We start from the raw sequence: 16,849 nt of genomic DNA on the forward strand, positions 1-16,849 counted from the left end.
TTGGAACGTACAGTGACCCGAGCAGGGGCTCATTTTTTTGCCTGCGTACAATAAATGATAATCACTAGCAATTACAATCATTGCAAAGTGTAAATAATTTACATTTACATAACTTTAATCAACGGTGTGAAGTTGCCTGCCCCTGTTATGGATAAGATATTTAGCATCCATGAATACACAGGTTTGCCGTCTGCCTGGCGTTACCAGATGCAATCGCTTAAGCCCGTGTAATAAACGAGACAAAGTGATTAAGTACCCGGCTGACTTCGCGGCTTTTTAGCCATATCATCATGGTGTTCACTTTACCTATCTGTGGCGTAATCGTATGACTTCGGATAGGGAAGTTATTTTCATACTGTCTGACAACACTTTCCGGCAACAGCGCAATCCCCATCCCGGCACTCACACAACCAAGGATCGCCTGAAAAGAGCCAAATTCCAGAGGATCGGCGTAATCGACCCCCTGTAGGCGCAGCCATTCTCCCAGGCGGGAGCGATAGTTACACCCTTTAACAAAGACCAGCGGCTTTGTCACCTGGAGGTCAGCGCCAGTAATGACATTCTGGTGCTCTGCCGCCGTTACCAGTACCAGCGTTTCCTGACATAACACATGTGATTGCAGGGGCGAATTTTCCATATGCAGCCCCTGATGATCGGCAACGAATGCGATTTCCAGTTCATTGTTCAGAATGTGTTGCACCAGCACCTCAGTAGGGGAGGTTTTCAGGTTTAACTCAATGGAAGGCATTTCTCGGTGGAAATTCGCCAGTATCGAAGGGAGACGTACCGCTGCGGTCGTTTCCATTGCACCAATACGCAATGGCCCCGCCACTTTTGTTCCCAGCATGGACAATTCCGCTTCCTCTAACAACGCCAGAATTTTGTTGGCGTAGCGCAGAAGCAGCTCGCCCTCAGGGGTAATGTAGAGTCGATTTTTCTCGCGCACAAACAGAGAGACATCAAGGCTGGCTTCCAGCTGTTTAAGGCGGGTTGTGACATTAGAAGAAACGCAGTGCAGACTGCGTGCAGCAGCGGATATGGAGCCCGTTTCCGCCACCGTTTTAAACAAATTCAGAGAGGTACTGTTCATAGAAGCATCACTCAAAGTGAATGTTTTCGTCATTTTTATTAACTTTTTATTATCATTTCCTTGTGTAAGATAACAATCAAACTTAATTCGTCTTTTGAGGCCAAAATATGGATCTCGATCACAGTGCTGTTGGCCTCCGTCAGTTGCGTACTGCTGTATTTGGTATGGTCGTCTTGACCTTAGGAATGGGCATTGGGCGCTTTTTATATACGCCTATGCTCCCGGTTATGCTTCATGAAGGACTGCTCACCTTTTCACAATTATCTATAATTGCCAGCGCCAACTACGCAGGTTACCTTGTTGGCAGCCTCCTTTTTTCTTTTGGTATTTTTAGCGCGGTCAATAAATTAAGAGTGTCGTTACTGGTCTCAGCACTACTTACCGTCATGCTGATTTTTTTGATGGCAAAAGTGACCCAGCCAGAAATTGTTTTGTTAATCAGGTTCCTCGCAGGTGTGGCAAGCGCGGGAATGATGATATTTGGTTCAATGCTGGTCTTGCAGCATACCCATAACCCTTTTGTTATCGCCTCTTTGTTTTCGGGCGTAGGAATGGGCATTTTTATCGGCAATGAATATGTCATTGCTGGCGTATCCTACGCCTTAAATTCACATGTGTTGTGGATTGGCGCAGCCATCGTTTCAGCGATACTTTTCGTCATACTGACGATGCTATTGCCGAAAGATAAACATATGATCCCCCCAGTAAAAGCTGCCGCAGGCGCGGAGTCGGATATCCAGTGGTGGAATTTAGCCTTACTGTATGGCCTGGCGGGGTTCGGTTATATTATTGTCGCCACGTATTTGCCGTTAATGGCCCGGGGTGTTGGCAACACTTTTTTAGCCGACCATATCTGGTCTATTGTCGGTCTTGCCGTTATTCCTGGCTGCTATGGCTGGCTCTGGGCGGCTCGCAAATGGAATATATTATTCTGCCTGAGTATTAACTTAATTGTGCAAGCGAGTTGCGTAGTCATGGCCATATTTATTAACTCGCCACTGCTGTTAACCATTAGCTGCATTGGATTTGGTGGCACATTTATGGGTACAAGCTCATTAGTCATGCCGCTGGCTAGAAAAATAAGCGCGCCCCAAAAAATTAATCTCCTCGGTCTTGTTACGCTGACATATGGGATAGGGCAAATCCTCGGCCCATTAGTCGTCAGTGTCTTTCAGAGTAATAAAAATGGCATGACTTACTCCATATTGCTGGGGGCCGCCTCGTTATTTATCGCCGCAGCGATGAGTTATTTACAATACAACAAAGTTAAATATTCTGGTTATTTTAGAAAATAATGACAATAGTTATATTTCAGCTAGTGTCCTTAATAGTTCTTCCGGCAGAACTCGTTTTCAAAAGCATTATGACTCTGTTCTGCCGTTTAACGTGTGTGCTGTTCTATCTGTGCGCATTTCCCATAATTATCTGGTTTACAGGAGTTTCTATGCCCTACGTAAATATTAAGATCACCAAAGAAGGTGCTACCGATAAACAAAAGAAACAGCTGATGGAAGGTGTAACTCAGTTACTGGTGGATGTGCTTAACAAAAATCCCAATACAACTATTGTGGTTATTGACGAAGTCGAAACCGATAACTGGGGGATTGGTGGCGTACCGGTGACTGAATTGCGTAAAAAAGCCAGTAAAGGGTGAATCTGATGGTGGGGAACGTGGGTTCCTCGCCAGATATCAGTTTGTGATTGAACAATCGGCCTGGAGAGGGCGTCGATGAGAGTATTGGCAGGTATTATCCTCTGTTTTCTTGTCGGGCAGGGGTTCACTTTCTGCTATGTTCCACTAGGTATGATGTTTGGTGCCCTCTTTACCGTAATTATACTTAAGCGGGTTGGGATCTCCGTAGCCTCAATGCCGGGGAGTATAACGGTTATCCAGCTTTCTCTCGGTATCTCAATCGGGATGATGTTTAGGGATTTTTCATATGGAGAACATCATCAGCTCAGTCTTTTTTTTGCTCTGTTATTACTCTGCTTATCTTTACAATTTACCTTGAGCTACTTCTGGTGTGTACGGCGGTTGGGTTGGAGTAAAGAGGAGGCGCTTTTGGGGGCGGTGCCCGGAGCGATGGCGGCGGTACTGGCGCTAGCCTCCCATATTAAGACTCCGCCACAAAAGATTGTTATCTCGCATTTTCTGCGTCTCATTACCCTGACGTTTCTGGCCGGCTATTTCACCCGTGGCGCATCCACAGATGTTCTGGCATCGACTCCAGCCGTTTTTTTCTCCGGCCACAATCTGCTGTGGTTAGCGGGAATGGTAGTAGCAGGATATATAACGGGGAAATTCCTGGCGCGCTTACATTTTCCGGCGCCCTATATGATCACCTCGCTGATCTGCGCAGCGGCGTTGCACACGTTATCTTCGCAGCCGCTCATTTTTCCCGATCTTTTTAACCAACTTAGCATGGTGTTGATGGGGATCGTGCTGGGGCACCATTTTACGACGTTTTCGATGGCTGAATTTGGCCGTCATCTCTGGTCATCGGCTCAGCTTGTCTTGATAGGGGTAGGGGTGACGGTATTCATGGCATTTATCACCGCGCGTTTGCTGGACTATCCTTTCCCGGTGTTAATGCTCTCCTGGGTGCCTGGCAGCGTGGAATCGATGTCATTTGCAGCGCTGGCGTTAAAAGCAGACGCGAGTTTTGTTATGGCTAACCATATTATTCGTATGCTGCTGATTCATACCGTACCTGCAATGGTTCTATTTCGAAAAAGACAGATGAGAGTAGATTAACAATCTGCAGACGAAAGCCAGCCTGGCCTGATGCTTTAATATGCGCAATGAGCAGTGGCAGAAAAGCAAAAAACCCGCTTAAGTTTCCTTAAGCGGGCTTCTTAAATATGGCTCCTCTGACTGGACTCGAACCAGTGACATACGGATTAACAGTCCGCCGTTCTACCGACTGAACTACAGAGGAATCGTGTGAACGGGGCGAATGTTAGCGATGCCTGTCTGCATTGTCAAAGCCTGAATAAATATTTGCGATCGTTTGCTGAAATATTCTTCATTTCGTCGCTTATTCAGACGCAGACGGTTGTTTTATACACTTTTCACGTTCAGGACGTGGGTATTTCCACAGCCACCGGCCTGTGATCATGCGCCAGTAAAATAACGCGGCCCGTACTGCCCAGTCGAAGAACATCCCCATCCAGACGCCTACGACACCCCATCCTAATACGATCCCGAGGGTGTAGCCGGCGACAACACGACAGCCCCACATCCCCAACATGGAGACCCACATAGCGAAACGGGCGTCACGTGCACCTTTAAATCCAGCAGGAAGAACCCATGATGCTGCCCATATCGGCATAAATGCCGCGTTCAGCCAAATCAGGATGACAATGACCTCTTTTACATCCTGATCGTGGGTATAAAACGAAGCCATCACGCCAGCAAACGGGGCGGTTAACCAGGCGATGGCGGTTAATCCGATTGTGGAGAGCCAGAATACATGCCGCAACTGGATTTCCGCCTGAGCAATCTGTCCATTTCCCAGACGTCTGCCAGTAATGATGGTAGACGCGGAACCTAAAGCGTTTCCCGGCAGGTTGATCAGTGCCGCTATCGAAAAGGCAATGAAGTTACCGGCAATTACGCTGGTACCCATACCTGAAACAAACATCTGCGTAAGTAACTTGCCACCGTTAAACAGGACTGACTCTATACTGGCAGGAATACCAATCCCCATGACTTCCCAGATGATGGCAAGATTCAGCGGCTTAAAATAGCTCTTCAGGGGAATGCGCAGCGCGGGGTTAAATCCAATCATCAGCACCCATACAATGGCGATGGCACCAATGTAACGTGAAATCGTCAACCCCAGACCTGCGCCGACGAATCCCAGCCCTTGCCAGGAAAAAATGCCGTAGATCAGGATGCTACTGATGATAATGTTCAGAATATTCATACCACCGTTAATCAATAACGGTATTTTGGTATTTCCGGCACCGCGCAGTGCGCCGCTGCCAATTAACGCAATTGCCGCAGCAGGGTAGCTAAGCACGGTTAATTCCAGATAGGTTAGCGCCAGCGCTTTTACATCAGGGGTGGCTTCTCCTGCAACGACATCAATAATCTGCTTACCGAAATAGTGAATCACCGCCGCCAGTACGACAGCAAATATCGTCATGATCACCAGTGATTGTCTGGCTGCGGCTCTGGCGCGTCGGCGATCGCGCTTTCCGAGACTAAAAGCAACCACCACCGTCGTGCCAAGGTCGATGGCGGCGAAAAATGCCATGATGACCATGTTGAAACTATCGGCAAGCCCGACGCCTGCCATCGCTTCTTTACCCAACCAACTCACCAGGAAGGTGCTCAGTACTCCCATCAAGAGTACACAGGTGTTTTCCAGAAAAATGGGGACAGCAAGCGGGGTAATTTCGCGCCAAAAGAGAACTTTATAACGCTTGCGTTTGGCATACCAGGGCGTGCGGGATGCGACCTGGCGTAAGGCTGCGGAGACGTTCAAAGTGGACCTTAATGAAGAAAGTTGAAACCTCATTTCAAATGATGAGGGAGAATCAAAAAAGCTGCAAAGTTTTTTCCATTTAAAATGTCTGTAAATGCAACAAACTGTCGAGAGAAGCATCAATTGATCCCCAATGTAGGAATTGGGGTTTGACAAAAGTTTTTTCGCCGCTAAGATAAGCCTCCACAACGATTCCTCTGTAGTTCAGTCGGTAGAACGGCGGACTGTTAATCCGTATGTCACTGGTTCGAGTCCAGTCAGAGGAGCCATATTTAAGAAGCCCGCTTAAGGAAACTTAAGCGGGCTTTTTGCTTTTTAGCTTTTCGGTAAATCCACCTGACATGCAAGTGGATTTACAGACTGGGTATTATCAGAACTGGTAGCTGGCGGTGAGGCTGACGTTACGCGGCTCACCATAGACGATAGAGCCTTCGACATTGGTATCGTAGGTTTTATCGAACAGGTTGTTGATGTTGCCCTGGATGGCGAAGTTCTTCGTTACCTGGTAGCGAGTGAATAAATCCACCAGCGCGTAGCTTCCCTGTTCTGCACGGAACGTGCCGTATGGCGTCACGGTATCGCTATACACGCGATTCTGCCAGTTAACTCCACCCCCCACGGTCAGTGCCGGCAGGGCAGGCAGGTTATAACGGGTGAACAATTTTACCGTAGTACGCGGCAGGTTCGGATTGACGGCATTGCCTTCGTTGTCATCCGCAACGTACCGCGTTGCACCGAAAGTCATCTGCCAGTTATCCGTGATCGCACCGTTTACTTCGAATTCAACGCCTTTGCTGACCGTTCCATCCATCGCTTTATAGGCGGTGTCGCCATTGCTACCGGCGATTGGTACGCCGGTTGATTGCGCCACGTTATCCTGCTCAATGCGGAATACAGCGAGGGTTGTGGTTAAACGGCTGTTCATCCAGTCTGATTTCAGACCAACCTCGTAGTTGTTGCCGGTAATCGGGGCGAGATATTTACCGGAACTGTCGCGTTTGTTTTGCGGCTGGAAGATAGAGGTATAGCTGGCGTAAGTGGACCAGTTATCATCGATGTCATAAACCAGACCCGCATAGGGCGTAGTGTGGTTTTGTTCCATGCTGTAGGTCAGGGTATCGATACGCCAGTTGGTATAACGCGCGCCGACGATCAAATGCAATGGGTCGGCCAGCGAAATGCGTGTCGCGGCATACAGCGATTTCATGTGCGTGGTATCGTCCTGGGCCAGCGATTGTGGATTCCAGTTGGTTTCCGGGAAGTTACCGTCGTAGGTATAGAAGCTACCTATTTCGTTAGGGAATACATTTGCCCACGAGCTTTCATAACGGTTATTTTGCTTGCTGTAACTGCCGCCCAGCATCAGGTTATGCTGACGACCAAACAGGTCGTAGCCACCATCGGCAAAGAGATCGACGGCATCGACTTTACGTTTCCCGCTGTTCCAGCCTGTTCCACCAACGTAATCATAGCCCGGTCCATAGTTGCCATAGGGACCAATCAGTGTGCCGTCAGCTTTATTAACGTAAGCGTCGACGTACATCATCTTGCTGTCGAACTTGACCTCGGAGTGTGTGGCATTCAGGGTTGTTTGCCAGGTATCCGCGAAACGCTGTTTGAGTGTCACGAAGACTTTGTTGATGTCCTTGTCATTGTAGGTCCAGTCCGGCGAGGTACTGCGCGAGCGGTCGTAGTTGTTTTTGCTGCCATCGGTATTCCAGCGCGGCAAGCCGCCCCAGGTTGGACTGTTGATATCAATACGCTGGTATTCGTAACCTGCCGACAGGCTGGTGGTGTCGCCCAGATCGGCATCGACAATCCCCGAGAAAAACATTTTTTCATTGTTGTAGCGGTCAAGCCAGGAATCGTTATTTTGATAACCTGCCACGATGCGAGCGCGCACGTTGCCGTCTGCCGTCAATGGGCTTTGCAAATCCGTCACATAGCGTTGCTTATTCCAACTGCCGTATTCCGCGGAGACATTCCCCGTGAACTCGCGGCTGGTTGCATGTTTACGGATCATGTTAATCGATGCCGAAGGATTCCCCGTGCCGGTCATTAACCCGTTTGCACCACGAACCACTTCTACACGTTCAAACAAAGCCGTGTCAGAAAGGGCATCGCCGAGATTCCAACGGGATTCAAAATAGGTCGGGATCCCATCGACCATGTAGTTATCGATCTGGAATCCGCGAGAGAAATAGCTGCTGCGGTCAGAGTCCGCCTGGCTTTTGCTGATCCCCAGTGTATTGTCCATCACATCGCCCAGTGTCTGGAGCTGCTGATCTTCCATACGCTGTTGGCTGACGATGCTGACGGATTGCGGGATATCTCGCTGTGTCATCTGCATTTTTGTGCCTGCGGATGTCGATTTAACGCTGTAATCCTGCTCATCACTGGATGTGGCGGAGGCTGAACCATCAACGATCACCGTCTCTTCTGCGGAGGCGGCGAGGCTGGTACAAGGCAATAACGCAGCCGCGATGCAGGCAGTCAGGAGGGATGGGACAATGGCAGAACGATGCTGTTCGTCCCTATAGTGTGTTGTGAAAGACATCGGAAAGTCCTTGATAATTATTAATATTAAGTTCGAATCACGTGAGTGCGTAATGAACCCTTTGGCTGTTAATTATTTTTCTTGCATGAGAATGCAAATGCGAAATATACGCATTCATATTCAATGTGTAAACAAATGCTACGCATAAATGAAATATTGTTTCAGTACTATGTCTGAGCGATAGCGCCGGGAAATGGTTATAAGAACAGCACTGGCAGGGCTTTTTGCTTAAAAAATCGAGGGTTAAAGTTGAAAGAGCGTGAGTAACTCGCTCATACTCTATACTCGCAGAGTCACCCGGCGTAGCATGGCACAACGCATGGGCTCTTAATGAAAAAGGAAAACGTCGTGGCAGAAGAAACTATATTCAGCAAAATTATTCGTCGTGAAATTCCGTCGGACATCGTATACCAGGATGAGCTGGTCACTGCGTTTCGTGATATTTCACCTCAGGCACCAACGCATATTCTGATCATCCCGAACGTTTTAATCCCAACCGTTAACGATGTGACGGCAGAGCATGAGCAGGCGCTGGGACGAATGATTACAGTGGCGGCGAAAATCGCTGAGCAGGAAGGCATTGCCGAAGATGGATACCGTTTGATTATGAATACCAACCGTCACGGCGGTCAGGAGGTGTATCACATTCATATGCATCTGCTGGGTGGACGTGCGCTTGGTCCAATGCTCGCGCATAAAGGTCTTTAATAATGACCAGAGGATGCATTGCGCTTACGTTGGGTCTGCTGTTGCTGGCTGGCTGCCGTTCACACCCGGAAATTCCGGTCAGTGATGAACAGTCTCTGGTGATGGAATCAACAATACTGGCGGCGGGTATCACCGCAGAGCCGCCTGAGTTAACAACGTCTGATATTCAGGCCTCTGCATCCTCACGACTCTATAACGAAAGACAAGAACCTGTCACCGTTCATTATCGGTTTTACTGGTATGACGCCAGAGGGCTGGAGATGCACCCTCTGGAAGCGCCACGCAGCATCACTATTCCGGCTCGTTCGTCGGTAACGCTGTACGGCAGCGCCAATTATCTGGGGGCGCACAAGGTTAGGCTTTATCTTTATTTGTAAGGGGTGAATCTTGAAGATCAAAATGAATCGCTACGCATTGATTGCCGCGCTGGCGATGTTTCTCTCTGGTTGTGTGGCTCAACGTGAGCCAGCGCCAGTAGAGGAAGTGAAGCCGGTGCCGGAACAACCCGTACAACCGCAACAGCCAGTTCCGGTGGTACCAACGGTGCCAACCATACCGCAGCAGCCGGGTCCGATTGAACACGAGGACCAAACGGCGCAGCCAACCCCACGTCAGCGTCATTATGACTGGAACGGGGCAATGCAGCCGATGGTCGGCAAAATGCTGCAGGCTGAGGGTGTGAAAGCTGGGGGGGTACTGCTGGTTGATAGCGTAAATAACCGTACCAACGGCTCGTTAAACGCAGGTGAAGCCACCGAGACTTTGCGAAATGCACTGGCGAATAATGGTAAATTTACCCTGGTTTCTGCGCAGCAGTTGGCAGTAGCCAAGCAGCAGTTAGGTCTGTCGCCGAACGACAGCCTGGGAACACGCAGCAAAGCGATTGGTATTGCCCGTAACGTTGGCGCTCAGTATGTGCTCTATTCCAGCGCTTCTGGTAACGTCAATTCACCTGCTCTGCAAATGCAATTAATGCTGGTACAAACTGGCGAGATAATCTGGTCAGGTAAAGGTGCCGTTCAGCAACAATAACAGACTGACGCGCGATGAAGTTCTGTCGCGCTATTTCCCGCAGTATCATCCCGTCGTCTCCAGCCAAAGCGGTTTGAGCGGCGGGAGCTGCATCATCGAACATCAAGCCCACCGTTTAGTGCTGCGCTGTCATCACGATCCTTACGCGCCAGAATCGCATTTTCTACGTCAGTATCACGCGTTAAAACATCTGCCTGAGAATCTTGCCCCCAGACCTCGTTTTTATACGCGGGGATGGATGGCAGTCGATTTTTTTCACGGTAAGGTAGAATCCAGATTACCGGAAGCCGACGAACTCGCAGGCTTGCTGTATTATTTGCATCAGCAACCCCGTCTGGGCTGGCGAATCAACCTGTTGCCACTGCTCGAACAGTACTGGCAGTGTAGCGATCCGGCGCGCCGAACGCCGCGCTGGTTGCGACTGCTAAAGCGACTAAGAACCAAAGGTGAGCCGCATCCCTTACGTTTGGGACCATTGCATATGGATGTTCACGGCGACAATATTGTACGCACGGCGTCGGGACTGCGGTTAATCGACTGGGAATACGCCGGAGACGGTGATATTGCTCTTGAACTCGCGGCAGTGTGGGCCGCGGATGAATCCCAGCACCGACAGTTGGTCGATGCCTACGCCAAACATGCGCATATTGAACCCGATGCCCTGTGGCGGCAGGTCAGACGTTGGCAGCTGTGGGTGATGATGCTGAAGGTGGGATGGTTTGAGTATCGCTGGCAACAAACCGGCGATCGGCAATTTATCAGGCTGGCCGATGAAACCTGGCGGCAGCTAACAATAAAAGGATAAGGAGAGCAGTGTGGGCCCAGTAATGTTGGATGTCGAAGGGTATGAGCTGGACGCTGAAGAGCGTGAGATTCTGGCGCATCCACTGGTAGGCGGGTTAATCCTCTTTACCCGAAATTATCATGACCCGGAACAGCTACGTGAACTGGTTCGCCAGATCCGTGCCGCGTCGCGCAATCATCTGGTAGTGGCAGTGGATCAGGAAGGGGGACGCGTCCAGCGCTTTCGTGAAGGTTTTACCCGTCTGCCTGCGGCGCAATCTTTTTCTGCACTGCATGGGCTGGAAGAGGGGGGCAAACTGGCTCAGGAAGCTGGATGGCTGATGGCCAGTGAAATGATCGCAATGGATATTGATATTAGCTTTGCGCCCGTTCTGGATGTGGGACATATCAGTGCTGCGATTGGTGAACGTTCTTATCATGCCGAACCCGCGAAAGCGTTGGCGATGGCAACCCGCTTTATTGATGGCATGCATGCGGCCGGCATGAAAACGACCGGTAAACACTTCCCAGGACATGGTGCAGTGACGGCGGATTCGCATAAAGAAACGCCAACCGATCCGCGTCCGGAAGCCGAGATCCGTGCGAAAGATATGTCGGTATTCCAGACGTTAATCACTGAAAACAAACTGGATGCAATTATGCCGGCGCACGTTATTTACAGTGATGTAGACCCGCGACCCGCGAGCGGCTCACCCCACTGGCTGAAAACAGTGCTTCGCCAGGAGCTCGGTTTCGATGGCGTGATTTTCTCCGACGATTTGTCGATGGAAGGCGCAGCAATTATGGGGAGCTACGCAGAGCGCGGGCAGGCATCACTGGATGCAGGTTGCGATATGATCCTGGTCTGCAATAATCGTAAGGGTGCGGTCAGTGTTTTAGATAATCTGTCGCCGATCAATGCAGAACGTGTTACACGTTTGTATCATAAAGGTTCATTTTCACGTCAGGAACTGATGGACTCGGCTCGCTGGAAGACAGTAAGCGCCCAGCTCAACCAGCTTCATGAGCGTTGGCAGGAAGAGAAAGCAGGTCATTAACGCAAGTTTGGCGAGGATGCGATGATTATCTATTTACACGGTTTTGACTCTAACAGTCCGGGCAACCACGAGAAAGTATTGCAACTGCAATTCATTGACCCAGATGTCAGGCTGATTAGCTACAGTACGCGGCATCCTAAACATGATATGCAGCATCTGCTGAAAGAAGTGGACAAAATGTTGCAGCTTAATGTGGATGATCGACCATTGATTTGCGGCGTTGGGTTGGGAGGGTATTGGGCTGAGCGGATTGGTTTCCTGTGTGATATTCGTCAGGTGGTGTTTAACCCTAACCTGTTTCCGTATGAGAATATGGAAGGGAAAATCGACAGGCCGGAAGAGTATGCTGATATCGCTACAAAATGTGTGACCAACTTCCGCGAGAAGAATCGCGATCGCTGCCTGGTTATTCTGTCACGCCATGATGAAGCCCTGAACAGCCAGCGTTCGTCGGAGGAACTGCATCATTACTATGAAATTGTATGGGATGAAGAACAAACCCATAAATTCAAAAATATCTCCCCACATTTGCAGCGAATCAAAGCGTTCAAAACGTTAGGTTAATCTCCAATGAGCGTTTAAAAAACCAGCCTTCGGGCTGGTTTTTTTGTCCTAAAAGTCTGGGTTGTCTATCTTTTCAGCATCAAAACTTGATACATATCAATTTTGGTATGACCAATGCACCGTTCGTGTTATTCTCAGTCTCGAAGAACATTTTCATTATCGTAACTTGTTGTTAATTAAAGGCTATGCGCATAACTTTTAATTAACAATTGGTTAATAAATTTGAGGGGGGCACGTTGACTACACCATTGAAAAGGATCGTGATTGTCGGCGGCGGTGCTGGCGGACTGGAAATGGCGACGCAGTTGGGTAAAAAACTGGGTCGTAAGAAAAAGGCAAAAATCACGCTGGTAGACAGAAACCACAGCCACCTGTGGAAACCGTTGCTGCACGAAGTGGCAACAGGATCGCTGGATGAAGGTGTTGATGCGCTGAGCTATTTGGCGCATGCCCGTAACCACGGGTTCCAGTTCCAGTTGGGGTCGGTGATGGATATCGATCGTGAAGCGAAGACTATTACGATTGCTGAGTTGCGAGATGAGAAGGGCGATCTGCTGGTCCCCGAGCGTAAAGTGCCGTATGACACGCTGGTGATGGCGCTGGGCAGTACGTCCAACGATTTCAACACGCCAGGTGTCAAAGAAAACTGTATTTTCCTCGATAACCCGCACCAGGCGCGTCGCTTCCACCAGGAAATGCTGAATCTGTTCCTGAAGTATTCCGCAAATCTGGGCGCGAACGGCAAAGTGAATATCGCTATCGTCGGTGGTGGTGCAACGGGAGTAGAACTCTCCGCTGAGCTGCACAATGCGGTAAAACAGTTGCATAGCTATGGTTATAAAGGGCTGACCAACGAAGCGCTGAACGTCACACTGGTGGAAGCCGGTGAACGCATTCTGCCAGCGTTGCCGCCACGGATCTCCAGTGCTGCGCATAACGAATTAACCAAACTGGGCGTACGTGTACTGACTCAGACGATGGTAACCAGTGCTGACGAAGGTGGGTTGCATACCAAAGAGGGTGAGTACATCAAAGCCGATCTGATGGTGTGGGCAGCAGGTATCAAAGCGCCAGACTTTATGAAAGAAATTGGTGGTCTTGAAACCAACCGTATCAACCAGTTGGTGGTTGAACCGACCCTGCAGACGTCGCGTGATCCGGACATCTATGCGATTGGTGACTGTGCTTCCTGTGCGCGTCCGGAAGGGGGGGTTGTGCCGCCGCGTGCCCAGGCTGCGCACCAGATGGCATCCTGCGCGATGAACAACATTCTGGCACAGATGAACGGTAAACCGCTGAAAGCGTATCAGTATAAAGATCACGGTTCTCTGGTTTCTCTCTCCAACTTCTCTACCGTGGGTAGCCTGATGGGGAACCTGACGCGTGGCTCAATGATGGTGGAAGGGCGTATTGCGCGCTTTGTCTACATTTCACTGTACCGTATGCACCAGATTGCGCTGCACGGTTACTTCAAAACCGGCCTGATGATGTTGGTTGGCAGCATCAACCGTGTGATTCGTCCGCGTCTTAAACTGCACTAATACTGGCTTGTAATGCCGGATGGAAAGGTTCATCCGGCACTTTCTTTCAGAGTTCTCTGAATCATGCTGCTTTACCCCCTCTCTCCGCGATTTTCATCCGTAATCTGATTGGCATTATTTACCTTCTGTTGCAAAGTTGTTGCTAATAGCAAAAAAGGAGGAAGTCCCGTGAATAAATCAATGTTGGCGGGTATAGGGATTGGCGTAGCTGCTGCGCTGGGTGTGGCAGCGGTGGCCAGTCTAAACGTTTTTGAGCGTGGCCCACAGTTTGCACAAGTCGTCTCTGCAACACCGATTAAAGAAACGGTAAAAACACCGCGCCAGGAGTGTCGTAACGTGACGGTTACTCACCGTAAACCTGTACAGGATGAAAACCGTATTGCCGGTTCCGTGCTGGGTGCGGTTGCCGGGGGCGTAATTGGTCATCAGTTTGGTGGTGGACGCGGAAAAGACATTGCGACCGTTGCCGGTGCGTTAGGTGGCGGTTATGCAGGTAACCAGATTCAGGGTTCAATGCAGGAAAACGATACGTACACGACCACACAACAACGTTGTAAAACAGTGTATGACAAATCAGAAAAAATGCTGGGCTACGACGTAACGTATAAAATTGGCGATCAGCAGGGCAAAATCCGTATGGATAAAGATCCCGGTACGCAAATTCCGCTGGATAACAACGGCCAGTTGGTTCTGAATAACAAGGCGTAAAATAGCGTTATCCTGAACATTAGCCCCCCATCGCTCAGGATGGGGGGCTTTTTTTATTAGAAGGTTAAGGCATAGTTCAAACCAAAGGTGCGACCCCGGCCTTTGTATTCATACAAGGATGGACTGCCATAGGTCGGGCTGTAGAGTAACGGTGCACGCTGTCCCCACAGGGTGGTGTACTCTTCATTCAGCAGGTTCTCAACGCTAAAGGTCAGTTTACCCAGCGGGAGCTGATAGCTGCCGATAAAGTCCATCGTATTGTACCCATCCAGCTTGTTGCCATTGGCGTCGCTTAGGTCAAATGTCTGCTGACTCTGTACACGCAGCGACCACGGTTCCGGTGCCCAGCCAACCCATGCGGTGGCTTTAGATGGCGAAGCCAGAGTGACATCCCATTTTTGCCATTTACCGTTTTGCTTCACTTCCGATTTAATGATGTTGAAGTTACTTCCCAGACTCCAGTCCGTATCAGCAATGAAATAATCCACCGCGCCTTCAAGGCCATAAATCCGGCGATCGTCGGGCTTTACGTTAATGGTCATATCGTCGCGGTTAACGACGATCGATTTATCAGACGTGGAATAGTAAGCGGCGAGCTGTGTACGCAGATTATCGCCGGTGTAGCGCCACCCCAGTTCGTAAGAGTTAACTTTAATGCCTTCCAGGCGTGAATCCGCTACGTTAACGCTGCGCTGGAGCTGATAATGATCGCCAACCAGCGAGTAGGTACCGTTGCCGTAGTATTTTCCGGGGTCGGGAAGTTCCACACCTTGAGAGAAGTTGAACCAGGTCTGCTGGCGGTCGGTCAGGTGTGCGAGGATGCCCGCGTTAAACAGGAAGTTATCATAATCTGCTTTGCCACCCGGGATACTATCAGCAGAGTTCGCCAGGCCCGTTGCGATGCCTTGTTGTTGCGTATAGCCGACAAAATCATCAACGCGGTTTTCAGTCCACTGGTAGCGGATACCGCCGCTAAGCGTAAAGATGTCATTAATGTCGTAGCTGTTTTGCAGGAAAGGCGCAAAGTTGGTGATGCTGTAACCGGGATAGCGCCCGGTGGTGTAGGCCGTTCGGTTATCCATACCGCCGGAGGGGAGAGAATAAGCCAGATCGAAGAATTCTTGATTGGAATAGAATGTTTCGTGATCGGCGTCGATCCCCCATGTCAGCTCCCAGTTTTCCATCAGCTGGCTGTTGAGGGTGATTTTGGCACCAAACTGGTCAGTATCCTGTTGTGATGCGGAGAAACTGGTGACCTTACCTTTGCTCAGCGTAGGGAAAGGATAGAATTTGAGTGATTCGTCACGGTAATAGATCTGGCTGACCAGATTCTGGCCGAAGAAATTGGCATCGGAATATTGCAGACTGATCAGATGCCGTTCCGTGCCGGGGATTCGGTCGGAATTGAGACCGCTGCTGGTAGTAGCGTTACCGGTTCCCGTCACGGCGGACATGTTCTCGCCGAGATTCAGTCCGTAGTCGTCATCGCCCTGGCTTTTGTAGTACTGCGTAACCAACTGCAGCTGGCGGTCGTCATCAAGCTCAATCGTCCCGGTACCCATCAGGTCCAGGCGATCGGAATGCTGCAGCCCGGTTTGGGTATTATCGAGCATTAAGGCATCGTGGTTGGCATCATACCAACCACCAAATCGTTGATAAGCGACAGACATGCGTCCGGATGCGCGGTCGGTTCCTCCGCTAACTGCGGCGGCAACCCGTTCGTCATGATCGTTACTGTTGTTGAATCCGCTTTTGCTGCCCAGCTCGAGTTCAACTTCACGCTCAGGCTGACCTTTTTTGGTGACGATGTTGATCAAACCACCGGTACTTCCGCCGCCGTACAGCGATGTTGCCCCGGAGATGACTTCAATGTGTGCAATATTAAACGGATCAATGGAGTCGAGCTGACGGCTGTCAGTGCGGGAAGAGTTGAGACGAACACCGTCAATAAGCACAACGATGGCGCGACCACGCATGTTCATCCCGTAGTTGGTCCGTCCCTGGCTGCTGACGTCGATTCCGGGGACCAACTGAGCAAGAACATCCTTAAACTCTTTCCCCCCCTGAACCTGCTGTTCAATCTCTCTACCTTCGATAACCCATGTAGTTTGTGCCATTTGAGACACGGTACGTTGACTACGGTTGGCGCTGACGATGAGATCTTCTTCTTCTGCTGCCATTGCCGGTAGGGTTAAAGACAGTAACAGAGGATTGAGCACCCAGAGATGCTTATTCATTTGTATTCCTTATAAAATTTGTTGGTCTGTTTTTATTTTTACGGCGATAGAAACCGATCGTTACATTATGAAACAGGT

General features: G+C 49.8%; 16 protein-coding genes and 2 tRNA genes. 12 read left to right on the top strand and 6 right to left on the bottom strand.

All coding sequences use genetic code 11. From position 1 onward, the window contains the following. Positions 1-217 precede the first annotated feature (217 nt). Positions 218-1,090 (bottom strand): LysR family transcriptional regulator, encoded by an 873-nt coding sequence (locus tag NNO08_RS16520; RefSeq protein WP_271457122.1) that lies wholly within the window; start codon positions 1,088-1,090, stop codon positions 218-220. 107 nt (positions 1,091-1,197) lie between these two features. Here NNO08_RS16520 and NNO08_RS16525 point away from each other — a divergent pair, with 107 nt between their 5' ends. From NNO08_RS16525 to NNO08_RS16535, 3 genes are all read left to right on the top strand, one after another. After that, the gene (locus NNO08_RS16525) at positions 1,198-2,385 is read left to right on the top strand and encodes an MFS transporter (protein WP_271457123.1); all 1,188 of its coding nucleotides are present in this window, start codon (positions 1,198-1,200) and stop codon (positions 2,383-2,385) included. A 149-nt stretch (positions 2,386-2,534) separates the two neighbouring features. Continuing rightward, complete coding sequence (locus NNO08_RS16530) at positions 2,535-2,744, top strand: 4-oxalocrotonate tautomerase family protein (protein ID WP_271441843.1); 210 nt, start codon at positions 2,535-2,537, stop codon at positions 2,742-2,744. A gap of 75 nt (positions 2,745-2,819) precedes the next feature. After that, complete coding sequence (locus NNO08_RS16535; protein WP_271457124.1) at positions 2,820-3,845, top strand: AbrB family transcriptional regulator; 1,026 nt, start codon at positions 2,820-2,822, stop codon at positions 3,843-3,845. A 108-nt stretch (positions 3,846-3,953) separates the two neighbouring features. Here the strand turns inward: NNO08_RS16535 and NNO08_RS16540 are convergent. The 3 genes from NNO08_RS16540 to NNO08_RS23215 form a co-directional block, all read right to left on the bottom strand. Continuing rightward, a tRNA-Asn gene (locus NNO08_RS16540) sits at positions 3,954-4,029 on the bottom strand. A gap of 99 nt (positions 4,030-4,128) precedes the next feature. Then, on the bottom strand, positions 4,129-5,616 hold the full coding sequence (locus tag NNO08_RS16545) for an EmmdR/YeeO family multidrug/toxin efflux MATE transporter (protein WP_333908955.1): 1,488 nt from the start codon (positions 5,614-5,616) through the stop codon (positions 4,129-4,131). Positions 5,617-5,662: 46 nt separating this feature from the next. Next, a complete protein-coding gene (locus NNO08_RS23215; RefSeq protein WP_353655416.1) occupies positions 5,663-5,770 on the bottom strand; it encodes a DUF5951 family protein in 108 nt (35 codons plus the stop codon). Between the two features lie 6 nt (positions 5,771-5,776). Here NNO08_RS23215 and NNO08_RS16550 point away from each other — a divergent pair. Further along, a tRNA-Asn gene (locus NNO08_RS16550) sits at positions 5,777-5,852 on the top strand. A gap of 101 nt (positions 5,853-5,953) precedes the next feature. Here NNO08_RS16550 and fhuE read toward each other — a convergent pair. After that, positions 5,954-8,140, bottom strand: coding sequence for a ferric-rhodotorulic acid/ferric-coprogen receptor FhuE (fhuE, locus tag NNO08_RS16555; RefSeq protein ID WP_271457126.1), 2,187 nt, complete (start codon positions 8,138-8,140; stop codon positions 5,954-5,956). 348 nt (positions 8,141-8,488) lie between these two features. Here fhuE and hinT point away from each other — a divergent pair, with 348 nt between their 5' ends. From hinT to NNO08_RS16595, 8 genes are all read left to right on the top strand, one after another. Next, positions 8,489-8,848: a purine nucleoside phosphoramidase gene (hinT, locus tag NNO08_RS16560; RefSeq protein WP_005121105.1), complete on the top strand. Its 360-nt coding sequence runs from the start codon at positions 8,489-8,491 to the stop codon at positions 8,846-8,848. A 2-nt stretch (positions 8,849-8,850) separates the two neighbouring features. After that, complete coding sequence (locus NNO08_RS16565; protein WP_137382959.1) at positions 8,851-9,225, top strand: YcfL family protein; 375 nt, start codon at positions 8,851-8,853, stop codon at positions 9,223-9,225. A 22-nt stretch (positions 9,226-9,247) separates the two neighbouring features. Continuing rightward, entirely contained in the window at positions 9,248-9,880 is a 633-nt protein-coding gene (gene lpoB / locus NNO08_RS16570; RefSeq protein WP_048212601.1) for a penicillin-binding protein activator LpoB, read from the top strand. Continuing rightward, the gene (gene thiK / locus NNO08_RS16575; protein WP_271457127.1) at positions 9,861-10,685 is read left to right on the top strand and encodes a thiamine kinase; all 825 of its coding nucleotides are present in this window, start codon (positions 9,861-9,863) and stop codon (positions 10,683-10,685) included. Before lpoB ends, thiK begins: the two co-directional genes overlap by 20 nt. 10 nt (positions 10,686-10,695) lie before the next feature. Next, entirely contained in the window at positions 10,696-11,721 is a 1,026-nt protein-coding gene (gene nagZ, locus NNO08_RS16580; protein WP_271454597.1) for a beta-N-acetylhexosaminidase, read from the top strand. A 21-nt stretch (positions 11,722-11,742) separates the two neighbouring features. Then, positions 11,743-12,285 (top strand): alpha/beta hydrolase YcfP, encoded by a 543-nt coding sequence (ycfP, locus tag NNO08_RS16585; RefSeq protein ID WP_061067733.1) that lies wholly within the window; start codon positions 11,743-11,745, stop codon positions 12,283-12,285. Between the two features lie 236 nt (positions 12,286-12,521). Then, complete coding sequence (ndh, locus tag NNO08_RS16590) at positions 12,522-13,826, top strand: NADH-quinone dehydrogenase (RefSeq protein ID WP_271457128.1); 1,305 nt, start codon at positions 12,522-12,524, stop codon at positions 13,824-13,826. Between the two features lie 168 nt (positions 13,827-13,994). Next, entirely contained in the window at positions 13,995-14,534 is a 540-nt protein-coding gene (locus tag NNO08_RS16595) for a glycine zipper 2TM domain-containing protein (RefSeq protein ID WP_048211960.1), read from the top strand. A gap of 56 nt (positions 14,535-14,590) precedes the next feature. Here the strand turns inward: NNO08_RS16595 and NNO08_RS16600 are convergent, their stop codons facing one another. Next, positions 14,591-16,771: a TonB-dependent siderophore receptor gene (locus NNO08_RS16600; protein WP_271457129.1), complete on the bottom strand. Its 2,181-nt coding sequence runs from the start codon at positions 16,769-16,771 to the stop codon at positions 14,591-14,593. Positions 16,772-16,849 lie beyond the last annotated feature (78 nt).

It is taken from the genome of Citrobacter sp. Igbk 17 (assembly GCF_028069775.1).
In the GTDB taxonomy this organism is placed as follows: Bacteria; Pseudomonadota; Gammaproteobacteria; order Enterobacterales; family Enterobacteriaceae; genus Citrobacter.